The following is a 17276-nucleotide window of genomic DNA, read 5'->3' as shown; positions in this document are numbered from 1 at the left end:
AAATTGCATTATAAAAGCAAGTAGCTCTTTGAGTGTAGTTAACAAAATGAATTAATAAATAATTATTGGCAAAGTTTTTCAAAGCTGCCTTGCTGTTATGGGCGGAGGCTTAAAAACAACTTCGTTATACTGGTAAGTATGAGTAGTAGAAAATGAAAGTGGAAACAGATTTAGATACTATTAAGTTGGTTGGTAAACAGAAAGAAGATGAGAATTGGAAGTTTCGTTCTTATTTAAAGAGATTAGATATAGAAGCTGAGGAACTAGATAAAATTGTTTTCGAGATAAATAATGAGGTTACATCACAAATAGATTGCACAAAATGCGCAAACTGCTGCAAAGTTGTTTATCCAATATTAGATGAAGAAGATGTGGTTAAGTTTTCATCAAGTCTAAATAGGAGTATTGAAGAATTTAAGTCTAATTATTTAGTTATTTCAGATGAGGGAAAAGATAAATACAATTTCAATTCTGTTCCTTGTCCGTTTTTAAAAGAGAATAAATGTTCTAATTATATTAATCGACCTAAAGATTGTGAATCGTTTCCACATTTACATAAAGAACACTTTTGGACAAGGTTAATGGGAGTAGTTCAGTATTATTCAATATGTCCAATTGTATTTAACGTTTATGAGCAATTAAAAAAAGAATTATGGCGACGAGATTGGAAAACTAGAATATTATAATTGAGTTACCTGTATAACCCGCAACTCAAAGCGACCGTGTCTATAACGCAGTCTTTAGATATAGTTATTGGGTTTAGTATTTGGACGTGAGATAGAAAAACAAACATTATTTATTCTAAAAATTATTTGTGTAATAAATTGATTGTGAGAAAATAATAGATATTATCTCACGTCCTGGATAGAGTAAGTTTGTAGTTCAAAGTTGCTTTGTAAAACAGAACTGATCTTAAAACAAATAATTATGAAGGGCGCTTTAGCAAGATCGCCGTTAGGTGCTTATAATTGACGTTATATAAGCAAATTAAAGTAACATACTATAACAAGGAGTAGAATGAATCCTAAGGTTGATGTATATTTAAGTAAAACCAAAAAGCAGCAGGGGGAACTTAGTAACACTTACTCAACAGAGGTAATATAAAATTATGAAAAACATAAATCGCAATAAAAAGAAATTGACACCCGGACAACATGAAAAACTACTTAGAACATTGAAGACCCGTTTTGAGAAAAATATGAATCGTCACAAAGATCTTGAATGGGCTAAAGTAGAGTCAAAACTGGAAGCTAGTCCAGAAAAACTGTGGTCTATCAACGAAATGGAAAGAACCGGCGGGGAACCGGATGTTATTGGTTATGATAAAAAGAAGGCTGAATACATTTTTTATGATTGTTCGACGGAAAGCCCTATCGGACGCAGAAGCGTTTGTTACGACCGCGAAGCTCTCGAGTCAAGGAAAGAATTTAAACCGAATAATAACGCAATAGATATGGCTGCAGCGATAGGTATTGAAATTCTAACAGAAGAACAATATCGGGAGCTGCAGAAACTTGGAAATTTCGATTTAAAAACTTCATGCTGGGTGAAAACACCTTCAGAAATTAGAAAACTTGGCGGTGCCCTCTTCTGTGATCGTCGTTATGACACTGTCTTTGTCTATCACAACGGTGCAGAATCTTACTATGCCGCAAGGGGATTCCGTGGTTCGCAAAGAGTTTAAATTTTATAGAGACGGCGAAGTGGATTGTTCTTTGTTAAAAGATTAAAAAAGGAAACTTAATTCTGATAAGTGGCTTATGAAAACGCCGAACAATTTCCTTGATATAATTATGAATATATTTTATGATTTGTCTTAAATTTTATGAATCAGTGGTTTATAATTACAAAAAAAATGAATTATAATTGCTCAACAAGAGGTTCAAGCTAACTGATTCGTTCGCACTCGACTTTTGTGAAATTTATAAATTTGCGGTTCTGTTTATAGTATTTTGTTCAGAATGATTCTAAAAATATTTTTATTAATTATCGACTTAGGTTTTTAAATGCTTCATTGCACAGCAACTTAAACTTAACGCTGCCAGGTACTCAAAAAAATATGAATTGTATTGAAAGACTTGGATTCGATAAATGGTTCCAAGATAAAATTGAAACGACAAAATTAGTTGATTCCCAAATTGCAAGAGTAATCAGTGTGAATAAAAATAGTTTTGTTGTTTCAAACGGCAAAAATGATATTTATTCTGAATTAACCGGAAAATTTTTATTCAATACTGATTCATCCTTAGATATCCCCACTGTAGGAGATTGGGTCTATGCTCAATTTTTTGACGATGATTCATTAGCTATCATTAACGAAATATTTCCCCGTAAATCATTATTAAAAAGGAAAACCTCAGGTAAAAAAGTCGATTATCAACTGATCGCAGCTAACATAGATACAGCAATAATAATGCAATCTCTTGATTCCAATTTTAATTTAAGGAGATTGGAACGCTACCTAGTGATGATAAACGAGAGTAATATTAATCCAGTTATATTCCTAAGTAAAAGTGATTTAAAAAACAAAGATGAGATTGAAAAGAAGAAAAACGATATTTACAAAATCATTCCGGGTATTAAAATAGAAGTATTCAGTAACAACAATTTGTCCGAAATAGAAAATATTAAAACACTCCTTACTCCTTCCGAAACTTTTTGTCTGCTTGGTTCATCCGGTGTTGGTAAAACTACATTATTAAATAACCTCATACACAGGGACCTGTATAAAACTCAACCAATCAGAGAGAAGGACGGACGAGGTAAACATACTACTTCACGACGCGAACTTATAGTTTTAGAAAATGGGTCGATTGTGATAGATAATCCCGGAATGCGTGAACTCGGAATAATGTCTATTGATTCGGGTCTCGACGATACATTTAATGAAATTGCAGAATTATCAAAAGAGTGCCGCTATAAGGATTGCACTCATATTATTGAAAAAGGTTGTGCAATTTTAAAAGCAGTTGAAGAAGAAAAACTAACTGTTGAGCGGTATAACAATTATATAAAAATCTATAAAGAATCATTGTATAACGAAATGTCATATTTAGAAAAGAGACAGAAGGATAAAAAGTTCGGAAAATTTATGCATACATATCTGAAAAATAAAAATGATAAAGGATAGCACCGAATACGCGACGCAACAACAATACCTACTTCAGCGCGGCCATATTGAGTGTTTCAAATTAGTTTTACAACGTTGGTTGATTATTAAGGTGTTTGATCAATGCAAAACTGATTATATAAATAAATTTGCATTGAAAATGTAGCCCTTGTAGTTATGCGACGGCTTAAAAGCAATACTGTTATAACGCAATCTGAGGTTTAGTTCAAATAATGAGTTTGGATAAAAAATTATTAGTTAAGCTTTTTATATTATTCATTCCAGTTGCATATGCCTCTTATCTCTTTCATGAATTTGGACATTGGATTATTGGAGAAGTTTTAGGCAATAATATGATGTACACCCTAAATTATGTTTGGGTTAAAGATGGATACTATATTGATGCAAGTCATGATTTATATGTTAGTATAGGCGGACCCGCATTTACTATTCTTTTTTCCATATTATTTTTACTAGTCATCGAGAAATATAATACCATCTATCTATATCCTTTCGTATTCTTTCAATCGTTTATGCGGTTTTTTTCACTTGTCTTTGGCGGATTCAGTAATCAAGATGAAGCGAGAATATCTGCAATTCTTGGCATTGGAACATATACGATTGCATTAATTGTACTATTGATATTACTCATGCTGGTATTGAGAGCAAGTTATAAGCTAAAAATAAATTTGAAGCAGAATAGTTATTTCTTTACGATGAGCACCGTGTGTCAACTTTTGGTAATCGCGACATATAAATTCTTCTCTCTTTAGGAGCATTCTAAATTTTGTTTTAAAATTTGAAGTGGAGCATTAATTTTCCAAGACCAACTTATTTATTAAATGAAAGCTACGCTTAAATGTATGGTGTATTTAAAGACAAAGTGGCATAGGCTTCGGAATATTGAAGATATAAAATTAGTGCCTGGTTACTAACATGATATTAAATTTAAAACTGTCATCCCTAAAAACTGTTCCCAAAAATTTATCTAATTATATAAGTAATATCTTTGTGAAAGTTTGCGGAACCAGTCAAGATCTTTTCTTAGAAACTTTTTAATATCTTCAACCCGGAAATCGTTGGAAAATTTCTTTCTTACTTTATCAGTCCCCATAACAAGATCGAACATTTTCATTCGGTTCGTAGTAGCAAGTGTAAATGGATTTATGTCTGGATATAGTTTGTGATGAACTTGTAGAAAATAAAATTGAAGCTCCAGTAAGTTAACTTTGTCAGAATCAGTTATATGAATCTGCACCCCATTTAAAATTTTATCTTTCCAATCGCCGTATAAAATTTTGTAAGAGATCGGTCTGAATAATACACCCGGCAAATTAAGATCATTCATTTTTTTTGCAAGAGTATCTGCATTAATCCATTCTGCAGCATATGTTTGAAAGGGAAGTGTGTAAGTGATACCGATTCCAAAAACTACAAGTTCACCCAAGACTCCGGTTGCAACCAAGTACGATGGTGTTTCCTGATATGGAACATTTGGAGAAGTCGGGACCCAGATCAAGCCGGTATCATCGTATCGCATTTTACGTTTCCAACCTTCCATCTTTACTACCTTTAACCGGCATTTTACATTATTTCCAATCGCGCTTTTGGAATTAATAAGATTTGCAAGTTCTCCGCAGGTTAACCCGTATACATACGGAATTTTGTATTTGCCGACGAACGAAACAAAATCATCTTCAACAACATTACCTTCAATTCGCAAACCGCCGAGCGGATTAGGCCGGTCTAAAACAATAAACTGAATATTATTTTCAGCCGCCGCTTCCATGGCTAATCCTAATGTGCTGATGTATGTATACGAGCGTACACCAATATCTTGGATATCATAAACAAGAACATCAATTCCGGCTAACATTTCTTTTGTCGGTTTTTGTGTCTTCCCGTAAAGTGAAAAATATTTTATACCTGTTGCTGAATCTGTGTAGTTCTCATATAATTGTCCAGAACCAATCATTCCTTTTATTCCGTGCTCGGGAGAAAAGATTGCCTCCAATTTAAAATTCTTCGCTTGCTTAAATAAGTCAACAGTCGATTGAAGTTTACTATTTACACCGGTATGATTTGTAATTAGTCCAACATGCTTTCCTGCAAGAATAGAAAAATTATTCTTTTGAAGGACGTCAATTCCGAGAGACACTTTCTGCGATTTGACAGATGATGCTGAAAAAAATATTAGAAAAAATAGTGATTGAGTGCAAAAGAAATTGAGCGTGTATGATCTGATTTCCTTGTGCACTACGTCATTAAAGAATCTAATTAAGTTTTTAATCATTGCTGAATAGCTTTGTGACTTGTTCTAAAAGATATTCACTTGACCTGGAAATCTCTTCCATTTGAATATCAGCACGTTTCTTTATCTCTGCGGCAATTGTTTGATTACCTAGAGACGAACAATTAATTAAAACATTTAAATATGCCGATTTACCAGCCGTATTAATCAGTGAGGCAGCTACGCCTGCATCCGATAAAGAATTTTTATTTCCTTTCTCAATAACAATCTTCAGCAAGGGTAGAATTTCGATGCATTTCCGCATAACATCGGCAGGAACTTCGGCAGCGCCAATTGTTGCTTCTTCAATTTTGTTTGTGCGGAACGCTTTCTCAGAATCGCTTTCCTTAGGAAGTTTAAATGCTTCCATTACTTTATCAAATGCTGAATTATCCATAGCACCAAGAATAATAAAATTCTTCTGATAACCTTCCAATTTTTCTTTTACCTGGATCATCTCCTGCTCGACCTCAATATATTTCTTTTTGCCGATTGTCAAATTACAAACCATCATGCCAAGACTTGCAGAAAGTGCACCGCATAATGCCGCAACATTACCGCCTCCAGGAGTAGGAGAGTTGGATGAGAGTTCATTTATATATTCTTCGAGTGTTTTTGATAAGTTCATGTCAATTCCTTTTCTTTAAAAATACTAATGACTAATAGCTTAAAGCTAATTTCTATTGAATCATATATTCAATTATTTTTTCTTCCGGTTTGAATGGATGGAGCGCACTTAATCCAAGATTTTCGATTGCTGCATTAACTAATTTATGTTCATCCGATTCTTTCCCATTTGTATAAAACCTCCCGGCCTGCAAAAGTGCTTCAAGCGGAACTAAGCCGACAATTTCACTTCCGTTGACTTCAACACCAAGTCGATGCGCTTCTTTCTTTACCTCTTCGAAGGCGACATGAATTGGTGTAGTATTATAGTTAGTCAAGTTCATAGAAACTTGTGTGATGTTGTATTTCTCCAACGCAACCCCCATCCCTTTTACTTCTTTCAATCGACCTGGTATTTTAACTACCTTTCCGTCAACTTTAATAATATGTCCGTTCTCGTCCCGTTTGGAATAACCGCTTTCCCGTAATATTTCTCCAATCTCTTTGGAAAATTTCACATCGTTCGATTTGATATTTACGTTATAGGCAACAAGGAAGAAACGTGATCCGGTTACTAAGGCGCCCAATTTCGGATTGAAGACAGGTTCACCAAAATCCGGAACCCAATTTAGGTCTTTTAGTTTTTCTTCGAGACCCTCATATTCACCTTGTCTAATGCTGGTTAAACTTTTTCTATCTGCCTTGCGCGCGGCACTCTCATAGAGATATACCGGCACTTTAAGTTCCGCAGAAATAATTTTTGCAAATTCTTCGGAAATTTTCACACACTCTTCTGTTGTTACGTTTGCAACCGGAACAAAAGGAACAACATCAATCGCACCAAGACGCGGATGCTCGCCTTTGTGTCTTCTCATATCAATATTTTCAGCTGCGGTACGGCAAGCATTTAATGTTCCTTCTAAAATTCCGTTCTCATCACCGGCAAGTGTAACAACAACGCGATTGTAATCGGCATCCGGTTCTAGACTCAATAGTTTTACATTTTTAACTTTTCCGACCGCTTCTTTAATAGCTTCAAATGTTTCCAGATTTTTCCCTTCGCTAAAGTTTGGGACGCATTCAATAATTTTTTTCCCATCAGTATGAGGCATTAGTTCTCCGTATTTTGATAAATTATTTCACCTTTTTTTATTGTATATCTATTCAAATTAATTCCGATGTTATAAATAATTTCTGAATATTCTTTTGCTTTAAAAATTGCAAAGTCAGCCTGCTTCCCAATTTCAATACTGCCCGCTGTTTCATTTTTATCGACTGCTTTTGCCGCATTGATTGTAACAGCCGAAATTATTTCCTCTACACTCATTTTCATTTTTAAAGCAGCAACCTGCATTATTAGATGAAGATTTGGAATATGTGATGAACCGGGATTGAAATCTGTTGAAAGAGCAACGATAGCATTGTTATCTATCAATTTTTTCGCGGGTGCATAATCATAATCTAAGAATAAAGAAACACCCGGCAGAAGAACGGCAACAGTTTCACTTTTAGATAATTTTGGAATTTCATCATCTGGAATAACTTCAAGATGATCTACTGATAAAGCTTTATGTTTTAATGCTACTTCCATTCCGCCGATGCTATTGAATTGATCCGTGTGCAGACGTAATTTATAACCAAGTTTTTTCGCTTTTGTAAAAATTTTATCTACTTCTTCGGTAGAGAAAGCAGTCTTCTCACAAAATGCATCCACATGATCGGCTAATTTGTTTTTTATTATATATGGAAGCAACTCATTAGTGATAAGATCAAGATATTGTTTATGATCGTTTTTGTATTCCGGCGGAAATGTATGAGCACCAAGAAATGTTGGAATTATTTCGATCGCAGAATTGGTTTTAAAATGATTAATAACTTGCAGAAGTTTTATTTCGTCGTAATAACTTAATCCGTATCCGCTCTTTATCTCCAAAGTTGTAACACCTTGAGAAATGAAATGATCAACTCTTGGTTTTAATAGTTTTACTAGTTCTTCAAATGAAGAATTGCGGACAGCCTGCATCGTAGAAATAATTCCCCCGCCGGCTTTTGAAATTTCTTCGTAAGTAGCTCCTTTCAATCGCAACAAAAACTCGTTGGCGCGGGAACCCGCAAATGCAGCATGAGTGTGACATTCAATTAACCCCGGTAAAACTATCAAATCTTTCAGATCAACAGTTGTATCTGCTGAAATCTTTGAGAGGGAAGAATTTGGAATTAGGTCTTTGATCAGACCATTTTCAACCATAATGGAATGATTCGAGTGCACGCCGATTTCAGAAAGTTCTTTACCGCGCTTGAAATGCTTGTTTTTGGTATCAACCGATACAATTTGAGCTGGGTTCTTAAATAATGTTTTCATAAGTCCATAATTAAAGAATATTTCAAAAATAGAGAAATCAAATCTTTATTTGCCAATATTTTTGTCTATCCCGCTCTATTTTCGTAATTTTGCACATTAAAATTCGAAGGACAATCATAAATGTCTTCAGGAAGAAAGCTTAAAATCCTATTTGCGACGTCAGAAGTGGTTCCATTCATTAAAACAGGCGGTTTGGCAGACGTATCATCGGCTTTGCCGCAAAAGCTTCAAGAGATGGGGCACTTTGTAAGAATAATTGTGCCCAAGTACGGAGCTATTGATGAGAGGAAATTTAAGATTCACGAGGTTGTTCGCCTCAAAGATCTTAAAATAAATATTGGCGAGAGTGAAGTCGTGTTTTCTTTACGATCTTCATTTTTAATTGGACCAAAAACCCGCGTTCAAATTTATTTTTTAGATAATGCGCAATTTTACGGCAGCAGACACAGCTTATATACCGATCCATTGACGGGTGAAGATTATCCCGATAACGATGAACGCTTTATTCTTTTAGCGCGCGCGGTTTTTGAATTGATCACAAAATTAGGATGGACTCCTGACATTATTCATTGCAATGATTGGCAGACGGGATTAATACCTGCATATTTAAAATCAACTTATAAAAACGATCCTATATTCAAGCCGATTAAAACATTGTTCACTATTCATAATCTCTCTTTCCAAGGTATTTTTCCGAAAGCAAATTTTTATAAGACCGCATTACCAAAAGAACTGGATACAGAAAAAGGTATTCTTCACAAAGGGAAGTTAAATTTTCTAAAAAGCGGATTGCTCTACTCTGATATGATTACCACCGTAAGTGAAACTTATGCAAAAGAAATTTACAAGGATAAAAAAATTGGATTTGGTCTTGACGAGGTATTGAGTAAACGGAAGAAAGATCTTTATGGAATTATTAATGGAATAGATGACACTATATGGAATCCCGAAGTAGATACAAAAATTCCTAAACGGTTTTCTTCAAAGAATATTGAACTGAAAAAAGAGAGTAAACAAGCCTTAGCGAATAATTTTAATTTCACACCAAGTGATGATACACCGGTAATTAGTATGATCTCTCGGTTATTCGATCACAAAGGAATGGACCTGATAGAAAAATCCTTTGACGAAATAATGAAGTTGAATCTTCATTTTGTCATTCTTGGAACGGGCGATAAAAAATATCACAAATTTTTCTCCAGCATGGGTTCAAAGTATCATAACAAGTTTTCTTGTTATATTGGTTTTGATGATGAGCTTGCTCATTTAATCGAAGCCGGTTCCGATATGTTTTTAATGCCGTCGGAATTTGAACCGTGCGGATTGAACCAAATGTACAGTTTGATGTATGGAACAGTTCCTATTGTCCGTAAAACCGGCGGTCTGGCTGATACAGTTCAGAAGTTTAATCCTAAAACCAAAACCGGTAACGGTTTTATGTTTGAAAAATATTCTGCTAAAGAGATGGTTGCGGAGATCAAAGCAGCATTGAAGATTTTTACAAGCGATAAAGAAACATGGCAGACAATAATGCGAAATGGAATGAAGTCCGATTTCAGCTGGTTAAATTCTTCTAAGAAGTATGTAGATCTTTATAAAAAACTTACCGATTAATTGATGCAGCGAGCAATATTTTTAGATCGTGACGGAACAATCAATCACGATCCCGGTTACATCAAAGATCCATCAGAGATTATAATTCTTACCGGGGTAGCCGAAGGAATTAAAAAACTGAAGAAAGATTTCGGCTTTAAGATTATTGTCATATCGAACCAGGCCGGAATAGCAAAAGGATTAATGACAATTGAGGATGTTGAAGCAGTCAACAGTAGAATTAACGATTTATTGATGATTGACGGAGCTTCCATTGATGCATTTTATTTTTGTCCGCATCATCCTGATATTGATCCGCCGGAAAAATCAATTTGTAGGAAACCTTCTCCATTTATGGTTGTTCAAGCTGCAGACGATTTCAAGATTGATCTATCCGAATCATACATGTTCGGTGATAAATCGAGCGATGTTGAGTGTGGAATCAATGCCGGATTAAAAACTGTTTTGCTAAATAGTGAGTCTTTTGAAAAAGAAATTTCTACCTTGCATAATCTTGGGAAAAAGCCCAATTTTACAGCCGCTAATTTTATTGAAGCGTGCGATTTTGTAATCAAAGATTTATCCGGAGGAAATTAATTGATCAGATTTTTGCGTTTATCTTCTTTTGCAGTAGCTCTTATAGTAATTTTCATCTCGTGTAATCAAGATCCTACTTCGGTTGGTTCCAACTTAGTTTCTGAACAAGACCAATTTAATTTTAACCAACTTGATAGTTACCAATCTGATATCTCTCAAAAATCTGGATGGTCTTCAACTACTACAAAACTCGGTACTTCAAAATATGTTCTGCTTGGCAAAACTTCGTATGCCGAATCTTCAATGCTTCTATTGTATGATATTTATCTACCCGATTCTTTACTCACAAGATTAAAAGCTGGTGAATTAGTTGTAAGATCTGCTTCAATGCAGCTTAGACCACAATATACACTGGGCGATAGTTTAGCTTCCTTCGATTTCTCAATCTATCAAATTAGAAGTCCTTGGACAGAGATTGGTTTTGATAGAGATAGTCTTTCACAATTAAATTATGATGCTAGCGATATCAAATCAAACCTCACAACGACAGATACTACTCTAAACTTTAATCTAAACTCTAATGCTGTTAAAGAATGGCTGATGCGTAAGGCTGATAGTACGGCAGCACCAAAAAATTATGGTATTATATTTAAACCAAAATCTTCAACACAGAAAATTCTAGGCTTTCTTGGAATTCAAGGTTTATCAACAGCAACTGAATCGATTCTAAATGTCATCTTAGAAAGACCTTCTACCGGTTTTAAAGATACGCTCAATGTTACACCTTATGAAGATCTACATGTAGTAACCGGCACTTTACCAACTGCCGGGAATGATTTCTACCTAGAAGGGAGTTATTCACTTAGAGGCAATCTTTTTTTTGATATCTCATCATTAGCAAAAAATTCTATAATTAATAAAGCAACTTTAGAATTAACTGTAGATGAACTGAATTCGCTTGACGGCTCTTTAAAATCGGATTCAGCAATTGTTCAAATTTTAGCAGACAGCACTACCAAAAAACTTTCAAGCGACAGCAGCTACTCCGTTTTACTGGTTCGCAATGGAAATGTATTCTCCGGGGATATCTCTTGGATAATTCAAAAATGGTTGAGCGGTGTTGCTAACCAAGGAATGATAATTAGCCTTATAGACGAAACCTACTCGGCAGCTCGAATTGCATTTTACGGCAGCAAGGATCCCAATAAAGCATTGCGTCCTAAACTAAAAATAACTTACATGCAGAAAAAATAATTCATGAGACAATTAAAAATTTTCGTATTGTTATTATTATCGGCATCTCCGCTTCTAGCGGACGGAGGTTCAATTTATTCTCGCTTTGGTCTTGGGGATCTGCATTCTCCTTTTTCTTCAAGAAGATTTGCGTTGGGCGAATTGGGTATTGCTCTAAGTGATAAAGACTATTTGAGTTTTATCAATCCGGCAAGTTTAAATGAGTTGCAGTATACTCGCTTTGAGACCGGATTACTTTATACCGGTAACAATTCTCAAAATTCGGCATCGTCGGTATTTCATACCAACTTGCACTTTAATGGTTTGATGAGCGGGTTCCCGATTAATCGTGATTATGGAATTTCATTCGCGATTGGTTTAGTACCATATTCGGATGTAGCTTATGATGTTTTACAAACTCAGAGTAATGCACTTACCGATGACTACACGGTTAAATATTCTGGAGAAGGCGGAATCTCAAAATTTGTTTTGGGAACATCTTATCGGCTCCCTTTAGATTTCGCCATTGGTGTTACATATGATTATTACTTCGGCAGAATCGGTAATAATTCTTCCGTCACGTTTGTGTCGGGTTCTAAATTGCAAAACGCATCATATTCAAGAGAAACAAGTTATCATGGAATTGGTATCTCTGCTGGTTTGATCTCCGGTAATCTTTCTAAAGTTTTAGGCATAACTGATCTGAAAGATTTTAAAATTGGATTTACATTCAGCCCGGATGTTACATTGTCTGCGGATAGTGTAGATAATTCGACCTCAACAATCGGTACTTTTGCACTTTCTACAGGCTCTTCTAAAACCAAAGTACCGTATAAATGGGGTGTGGGTGCTTCTTTCAATTTTATTGATAAATACACATTTGTTCTGGATTATCTATATCAGCCGTTCAGTCAGTACACAAACAACGGATTCAAATCAAGCAATCTGCAAGATTATTATAAAATGAGTTTAGGTTTTGAATTCAGAGATATTGAAAACCGTTCTGATTCTTATTGGGATCATGTTACATTGAGAACAGGAATTAGTTATGAACAATCTCAGTATAAAATAAACGGATACGGAATAAATCAGTTCTCAATTTATGGCGGTGTTGGTTTACCAATTAGTTATGGTACAACTTATGATAGCACGCTCGATCTAAGTATTCAATACGGAAGACGCGGGACAACTGATAACAATTTGATTTCCGAAAACATTTTTAAATTCAATGTCTCTTTTAGCTTGGGAGAATTTTGGTTCCTTCGCACCGATAGGTGAGAAATCTGACTATAAAATATTTTATGGTTTCTGCTTACATTCAATATGCTGCCTCTCTTTATTTTGAAACATTACGTTGTTTCCAAAACAATCCTATTAAAAACTTTATTTTGAATTCATCCTGTAGAACACCATATTTAAGAAGAAAAATTTATGCTACAATATCTAATTCATGAAATAAAAATTAAACCGATATTACCATGACTAACTACTTACAAAAAGATCAAGAAGCATTTAAAATATCGCAGCTTGAGCTCAACAGAGAAGAAACCCACCTGGAATTAATTGCATCGGAAAATTTTGTCTCTCTTGCGGTTTTAAATGCTGCGGGTTCGGTTCTTACTAACAAATACGCGGAAGGTTATCCAGGTAAACGATACTACGGCGGATGTGAATTTGTTGATATGGCGGAAGATCTTGCACGCGAACGATTGAAAAAAATATTTGGTGCAGAATATGTGAACGTACAACCGCACAGCGGCTCTCAAGCAAATATGGCTGTCTATATGACCCTTCTCAAACCGGGTGATACAATGCTTGGTTTGAGTCTTGACCATGGCGGACATTTAACCCATGGCTCGCCGGTTAACTTTTCAGGACAAATATATCATTCAGTAGGTTACTCTCTTAACAAGGAAACAAAACTACTCGATTATAATTTAATTGAAGATCTAGCAAAAAAAGAAAAACCAAAATTGATTGTTATGGGTGCAAGTGCCTATTCACGCGATTGGGATTATGAAAAATTTAGAATGATTGCAGATAAAGTTGGTGCACTTTTAATGATGGATATGGCTCATCCTGCCGGTTTGATTGCAAAAGGGTTATTAAATAATCCTCTTCCATATTGTGATGTTGTTACTTCAACCACGCACAAAACTTTACGAGGTCCTAGAGGCGGAATTATTTTAATGGGGAAGGACCGTGAAAATCCTTTCGGGGTTAAAACTCTTAAAGGCGATCGGTTAAAATTAATGTCGGAAATGCTTGATAGTATGGTAATGCCGGGAATTCAAGGCGGTCCATTGATGCATATAATTATGGCAAAAGCGGTTGCCTTCGGGGAAGTTCTACAAGATTCATTTACTGATTATGCAAAACAAATTATTCGAAATGCAAAAACACTTTCCGGCGAAATAACTTCACTTGGATACGATATTGTCTCCGGCGGGACAGATAACCATCTGATGCTAATTGATTTGACAACTAAAAATTTAAGCGGCAAAAAAATTGAGTACACTCTTGGCGCAGCTGGAATGACTGTTAACAAAAACATGATTCCGTTTGATACGAAAAGCCCATTTGTAACAAGCGGAATAAGAATTGGCACACCAGCAGTTACAACTCGCGGTATGAAAGAGAATGAAATGAAAATGATTGCGTCTTTTATTGATAGAGCAATTAAACATGTTGATGACGACACGGCACTTTCACAAATTAAAAAGGAAGTTGCCGAACTGTGCGGAAAATTTCCGTTGTACCCAGAACTTTCTTAGAGATTATAATTGGCAGAATCAGAAGATAAATTAATACCAGAATCAAATCCTTCCGGGGAAGAAGGAAGTTCGAAGAATGAAGTTGAGATGACTTTTCTAGATCATCTTGAAGAGTTGAGATGGAGAATTATTTATTCTCTCATTGGACTTCTGATTGGAACTGCAATAGCTCTCTACTTCAGCGATTTCTTTGTTGATAAAGTTCTTTTGATACCAGCCAAGACGGCTAATTTCAAATTACAAAATCTCAGACCGTTCGGACAACTTTTTCTTTATTTTCAGACAGCAATGGTTATAGGGTTGATTATAAGTTTTCCAAATGTGATTTATCAGCTATGGAAATTCATTGCGCCCGCTCTCAGACAGAAAGAAAAAAAATACATTAAATGGATTGTTCTCTTCACAACTTTTTGTTTTATATGCGGCATAGTGTTTGGATATTTTTTAATGTTGCCGCTTACATTAAAATTTGCCGCCGGATTTGGTACACAAGCAATCGCAAACAATTTTGCACTTGATGAATATATCTCAATTGTACTAAGTATTATTCTGGGTGCCGGATTAGTTTTTGAATTACCGATGCTTTCTTTCTTCCTCTCAAAAATTGGAATTCTCACTCCTAAACTGATGAGAAAATACCGCCGTCATTCAATTGTTATTATTATGATTCTCGCAGCATTTCTTTCTCCAGGTACCGATCCTGTGTCTCAAGTTATGCTTGCCATTCCATTGGTTTTCTTATACGAAATAAGTATTATTGTTTCGAAAATATTTCAAAAGAAACCTTGACGAACAAATCTCTCTCTGAAATAAATCATACGATTGAAAATGAGCTTAAGCAATTTAATAAGCTTTTCAGTCAGGCATTAAAATCAAAAGTTGCTCTTCTAGAACTAATCACTCGTTACCTCCTAAAACAAAAAGGAAAGAAGATTCGTCCACTTCTTGTGCTGCTTTCAAGTAACATCTGCGGCGGAATAAAAGAACGTAGCTATAGAGGTGCAACCTTAGTTGAACTCCTTCATACAGCAACTCTTGTACATGACGATGTAGTTGACAATGCAGAAACCCGGCGCAGTTTTCCTTCAATAAATGCAGTATGGAAAAATAAAATTGCAGTTTTGATGGGAGATTATCTTCTATCAAGAGGATTAATGTTAGCAGTTGATGGCAACGATTTCGATTTCTTGCGTGTTATAACCAGTACAGTTAAACGAATGTCGGAAGGTGAACTTCTGCAAATTAATAAAACAAGAAAACTTAACATTGATGAAGAAACATATTTTAGAATAATCTCCGATAAAACAGCATCGCTACTTTCAACTTGTTGCGAAATAGGTGCGCGGGCAACAACTGAAGATGCTGATAAAATTACTGCGATGAAAGAGTTTGGTGAAAATCTTGGAATTGCATTCCAGATCCGCGATGATATACTTGATTACATCGGCACAAAAAAAATATTTGGTAAACCCCTCGGTGGAGATATAAAAGAAAAGAAAATTACACTTCCTCTTATCTACGCATTAAAACAGGCCCCCAAAGAAGAAAATAGTAAGATCATTAAACTAATTAAGAACGGCGCAAAAAAATCTGATATTGATGGAGTAATTTCATTCGTTAAGAAATATGACGGAATAAATTATGCAGATAAAATCGCAGTTGAATATACCAATCGAGCACTTAACTGTTTAAAAATATTCGATGAATCTGAATCTCGCAACGCGCTCGAATCATTGGTAAGTTTTGTAGTTGAAAGAATAAATTAGTTTTCTAATCCTCTCATATTCAAAAATATAATTCCGCGTGCAGAAGTATTTAAAAGAAAAATCAGTTGATCAGTTTCTGTGTCTTGTAAAATAAATAGTATAACAAAAGAATTTTGATTTATTTGAGATAGGACAATCCGATGATGAATTTGGATTTTAAATTTCCTTTATTATCTTTGTTTACTAAATTTTTGATAAGTGTATGTCTTATCTTTTTATAATTATCCGACACTAGTGCTTGGATAATAATTTATTCATATTTAATTATAGAAATAATTAACAAGAACATTTTCTTACTTACGGGAAATAAATGAAGAGAACAGTACTTGATTATGCTCTAAAGATTCGCCTCCCTTTAACTTTATTCGTTGTTGTGGCTTCATTCATTTTAACTTTTTACATCTCAAGACCGGAAAGAGATAGCGTTGGATACGCACCGGAACAGCCAATTAAATTCTCTCATAAATTACATGCGGGACAAATGGCAATAGATTGTCAGTATTGTCATATTGGTGTTACTAAAGAACGCCACGCAATAATCCCATCGGTAAATATTTGCATGAATTGTCATACTGTTTCGCGCAAGGACAAACCGGAAATAATAAAGCTCACTCATTATTATGAAACAGGAGTACCAATTCCATGGAAACGCGTACACAAAATACCTGAGTATGCATATTTCAATCACAGCGTTCATGTGAATAAGCAAATTGAGTGTGCCAGCTGCCATGGTGATGTAAAAGAAATGGAAGTGATTAAAGAAGTTAAACCATTTACGATGACTGCATGTTTAGATTGTCATAGAAATCCGAAAGCAGAACTGCCGTATCTGCAAAAAGTTAATATCGGTCCGGAAAATTGCTCGGCCTGTCATCGTTAAAAGATTAGAGGTTAAGATGGAAAATATGAATAGAAATAAATTTTTTACAACGTTGGGTAAGAGCACATTACTTTTGGCAATTGTCTCGGCCATACCGTTAAATTTCTTTTCAAAGTTAGATAAAGT

The 17276-nt window shown here is 35.0% G+C and carries 16 protein-coding genes; 12 read left to right on the top strand and 4 right to left on the bottom strand.

The genetic code is table 11. The features are described from left to right. Window positions 1-152: 152 nt before the first annotated feature. The 4 genes from NTX65_02075 (at window position 153) to NTX65_02060 (ending at window position 3882) form a co-directional block, all read left to right on the top strand. Window positions 153-686 (top strand): YkgJ family cysteine cluster protein, encoded by a 534-nt coding sequence (locus NTX65_02075; protein MCX6168098.1) that lies wholly within the window; start codon window positions 153-155, stop codon window positions 684-686. Window positions 687-1108: 422 nt separating this feature from the next. After that, complete coding sequence (locus NTX65_02070) at window positions 1109-1684, top strand: DUF4256 domain-containing protein (GenBank protein ID MCX6168097.1); 576 nt, start codon at window positions 1109-1111, stop codon at window positions 1682-1684. Between the two features lie 375 nt (window positions 1685-2059). After that, window positions 2060-3130, top strand: a complete 1071-nt coding sequence (rsgA, locus tag NTX65_02065; protein ID MCX6168096.1) for a ribosome small subunit-dependent GTPase A — start codon at window positions 2060-2062, stop codon at window positions 3128-3130. A gap of 212 nt (window positions 3131-3342) precedes the next feature. Then, a complete protein-coding gene (locus NTX65_02060; GenBank protein ID MCX6168095.1) occupies window positions 3343-3882 on the top strand; it encodes a hypothetical protein in 540 nt (179 codons plus the stop codon). Window positions 3883-4097: 215 nt separating this feature from the next. Here the strand turns inward: NTX65_02060 and NTX65_02055 are convergent, their stop codons facing one another. The 4 genes from NTX65_02055 to hutI all read right to left on the bottom strand — a co-directional run bounded on the left by NTX65_02055 (window position 4098) and on the right by hutI (window position 8367). Further along, window positions 4098-5267: a DUF1343 domain-containing protein gene (locus tag NTX65_02055; GenBank protein ID MCX6168094.1), complete on the bottom strand. Its 1170-nt coding sequence runs from the start codon at window positions 5265-5267 to the stop codon at window positions 4098-4100. A gap of 127 nt (window positions 5268-5394) precedes the next feature. Continuing rightward, window positions 5395-6027 carry a cyclodeaminase/cyclohydrolase family protein gene (locus tag NTX65_02050; GenBank protein MCX6168093.1) on the bottom strand — a complete coding sequence of 211 codons (633 nt, stop codon included), beginning with the start codon at window positions 6025-6027 and terminating at the stop codon, window positions 5395-5397. Between the two features lie 52 nt (window positions 6028-6079). Then, the gene (gene ftcD / locus NTX65_02045; GenBank protein ID MCX6168092.1) at window positions 6080-7117 is read right to left on the bottom strand and encodes a glutamate formimidoyltransferase; all 1038 of its coding nucleotides are present in this window, start codon (window positions 7115-7117) and stop codon (window positions 6080-6082) included. Continuing rightward, entirely contained in the window at window positions 7117-8367 is a 1251-nt protein-coding gene (gene hutI / locus NTX65_02040; GenBank protein MCX6168091.1) for an imidazolonepropionase, read from the bottom strand. The genes ftcD and hutI overlap by 1 nt, the downstream gene beginning before the upstream one ends. Before the next feature lie 120 nt (window positions 8368-8487). Between hutI and glgA the strand changes: the two genes are divergently transcribed. From glgA to NTX65_02000, 8 genes are all read left to right on the top strand, one after another. Then, window positions 8488-9981: a glycogen synthase GlgA gene (gene glgA / locus NTX65_02035; GenBank protein MCX6168090.1), complete on the top strand. Its 1494-nt coding sequence runs from the start codon at window positions 8488-8490 to the stop codon at window positions 9979-9981. A 3-nt stretch (window positions 9982-9984) separates the two neighbouring features. Continuing rightward, window positions 9985-10557: an HAD family hydrolase gene (locus NTX65_02030; protein ID MCX6168089.1), complete on the top strand. Its 573-nt coding sequence runs from the start codon at window positions 9985-9987 to the stop codon at window positions 10555-10557. Next, window positions 10558-11751 (top strand): hypothetical protein, encoded by a 1194-nt coding sequence (locus NTX65_02025; protein ID MCX6168088.1) that lies wholly within the window; start codon window positions 10558-10560, stop codon window positions 11749-11751. It begins immediately after the preceding gene. A gap of 3 nt (window positions 11752-11754) precedes the next feature. Next, window positions 11755-13008 (top strand): hypothetical protein, encoded by a 1254-nt coding sequence (locus NTX65_02020; protein ID MCX6168087.1) that lies wholly within the window; start codon window positions 11755-11757, stop codon window positions 13006-13008. Between the two features lie 200 nt (window positions 13009-13208). Further along, the gene (locus NTX65_02015; protein MCX6168086.1) at window positions 13209-14504 is read left to right on the top strand and encodes a serine hydroxymethyltransferase; all 1296 of its coding nucleotides are present in this window, start codon (window positions 13209-13211) and stop codon (window positions 14502-14504) included. Between the two features lie 9 nt (window positions 14505-14513). Next, window positions 14514-15293, top strand: a complete 780-nt coding sequence (tatC, locus tag NTX65_02010) for a twin-arginine translocase subunit TatC (GenBank protein ID MCX6168085.1) — start codon at window positions 14514-14516, stop codon at window positions 15291-15293. Then, the gene (locus NTX65_02005) at window positions 15290-16270 is read left to right on the top strand and encodes a polyprenyl synthetase family protein (GenBank protein MCX6168084.1); all 981 of its coding nucleotides are present in this window, start codon (window positions 15290-15292) and stop codon (window positions 16268-16270) included. Before tatC ends, NTX65_02005 begins: the two co-directional genes overlap by 4 nt. Window positions 16271-16580: 310 nt before the next feature. Next, window positions 16581-17150: a cytochrome c3 family protein gene (locus NTX65_02000; protein ID MCX6168083.1), complete on the top strand. Its 570-nt coding sequence runs from the start codon at window positions 16581-16583 to the stop codon at window positions 17148-17150. Window positions 17151-17276: the final 126 nt, after the last annotated feature.

The organism is Ignavibacteriales bacterium, assembly GCA_026390795.1.
GTDB lineage: Bacteria > Bacteroidota > Ignavibacteria > Ignavibacteriales > Melioribacteraceae > Fen-1258.
This window is presented reverse-complemented; position numbering and strand designations above follow the sequence as displayed.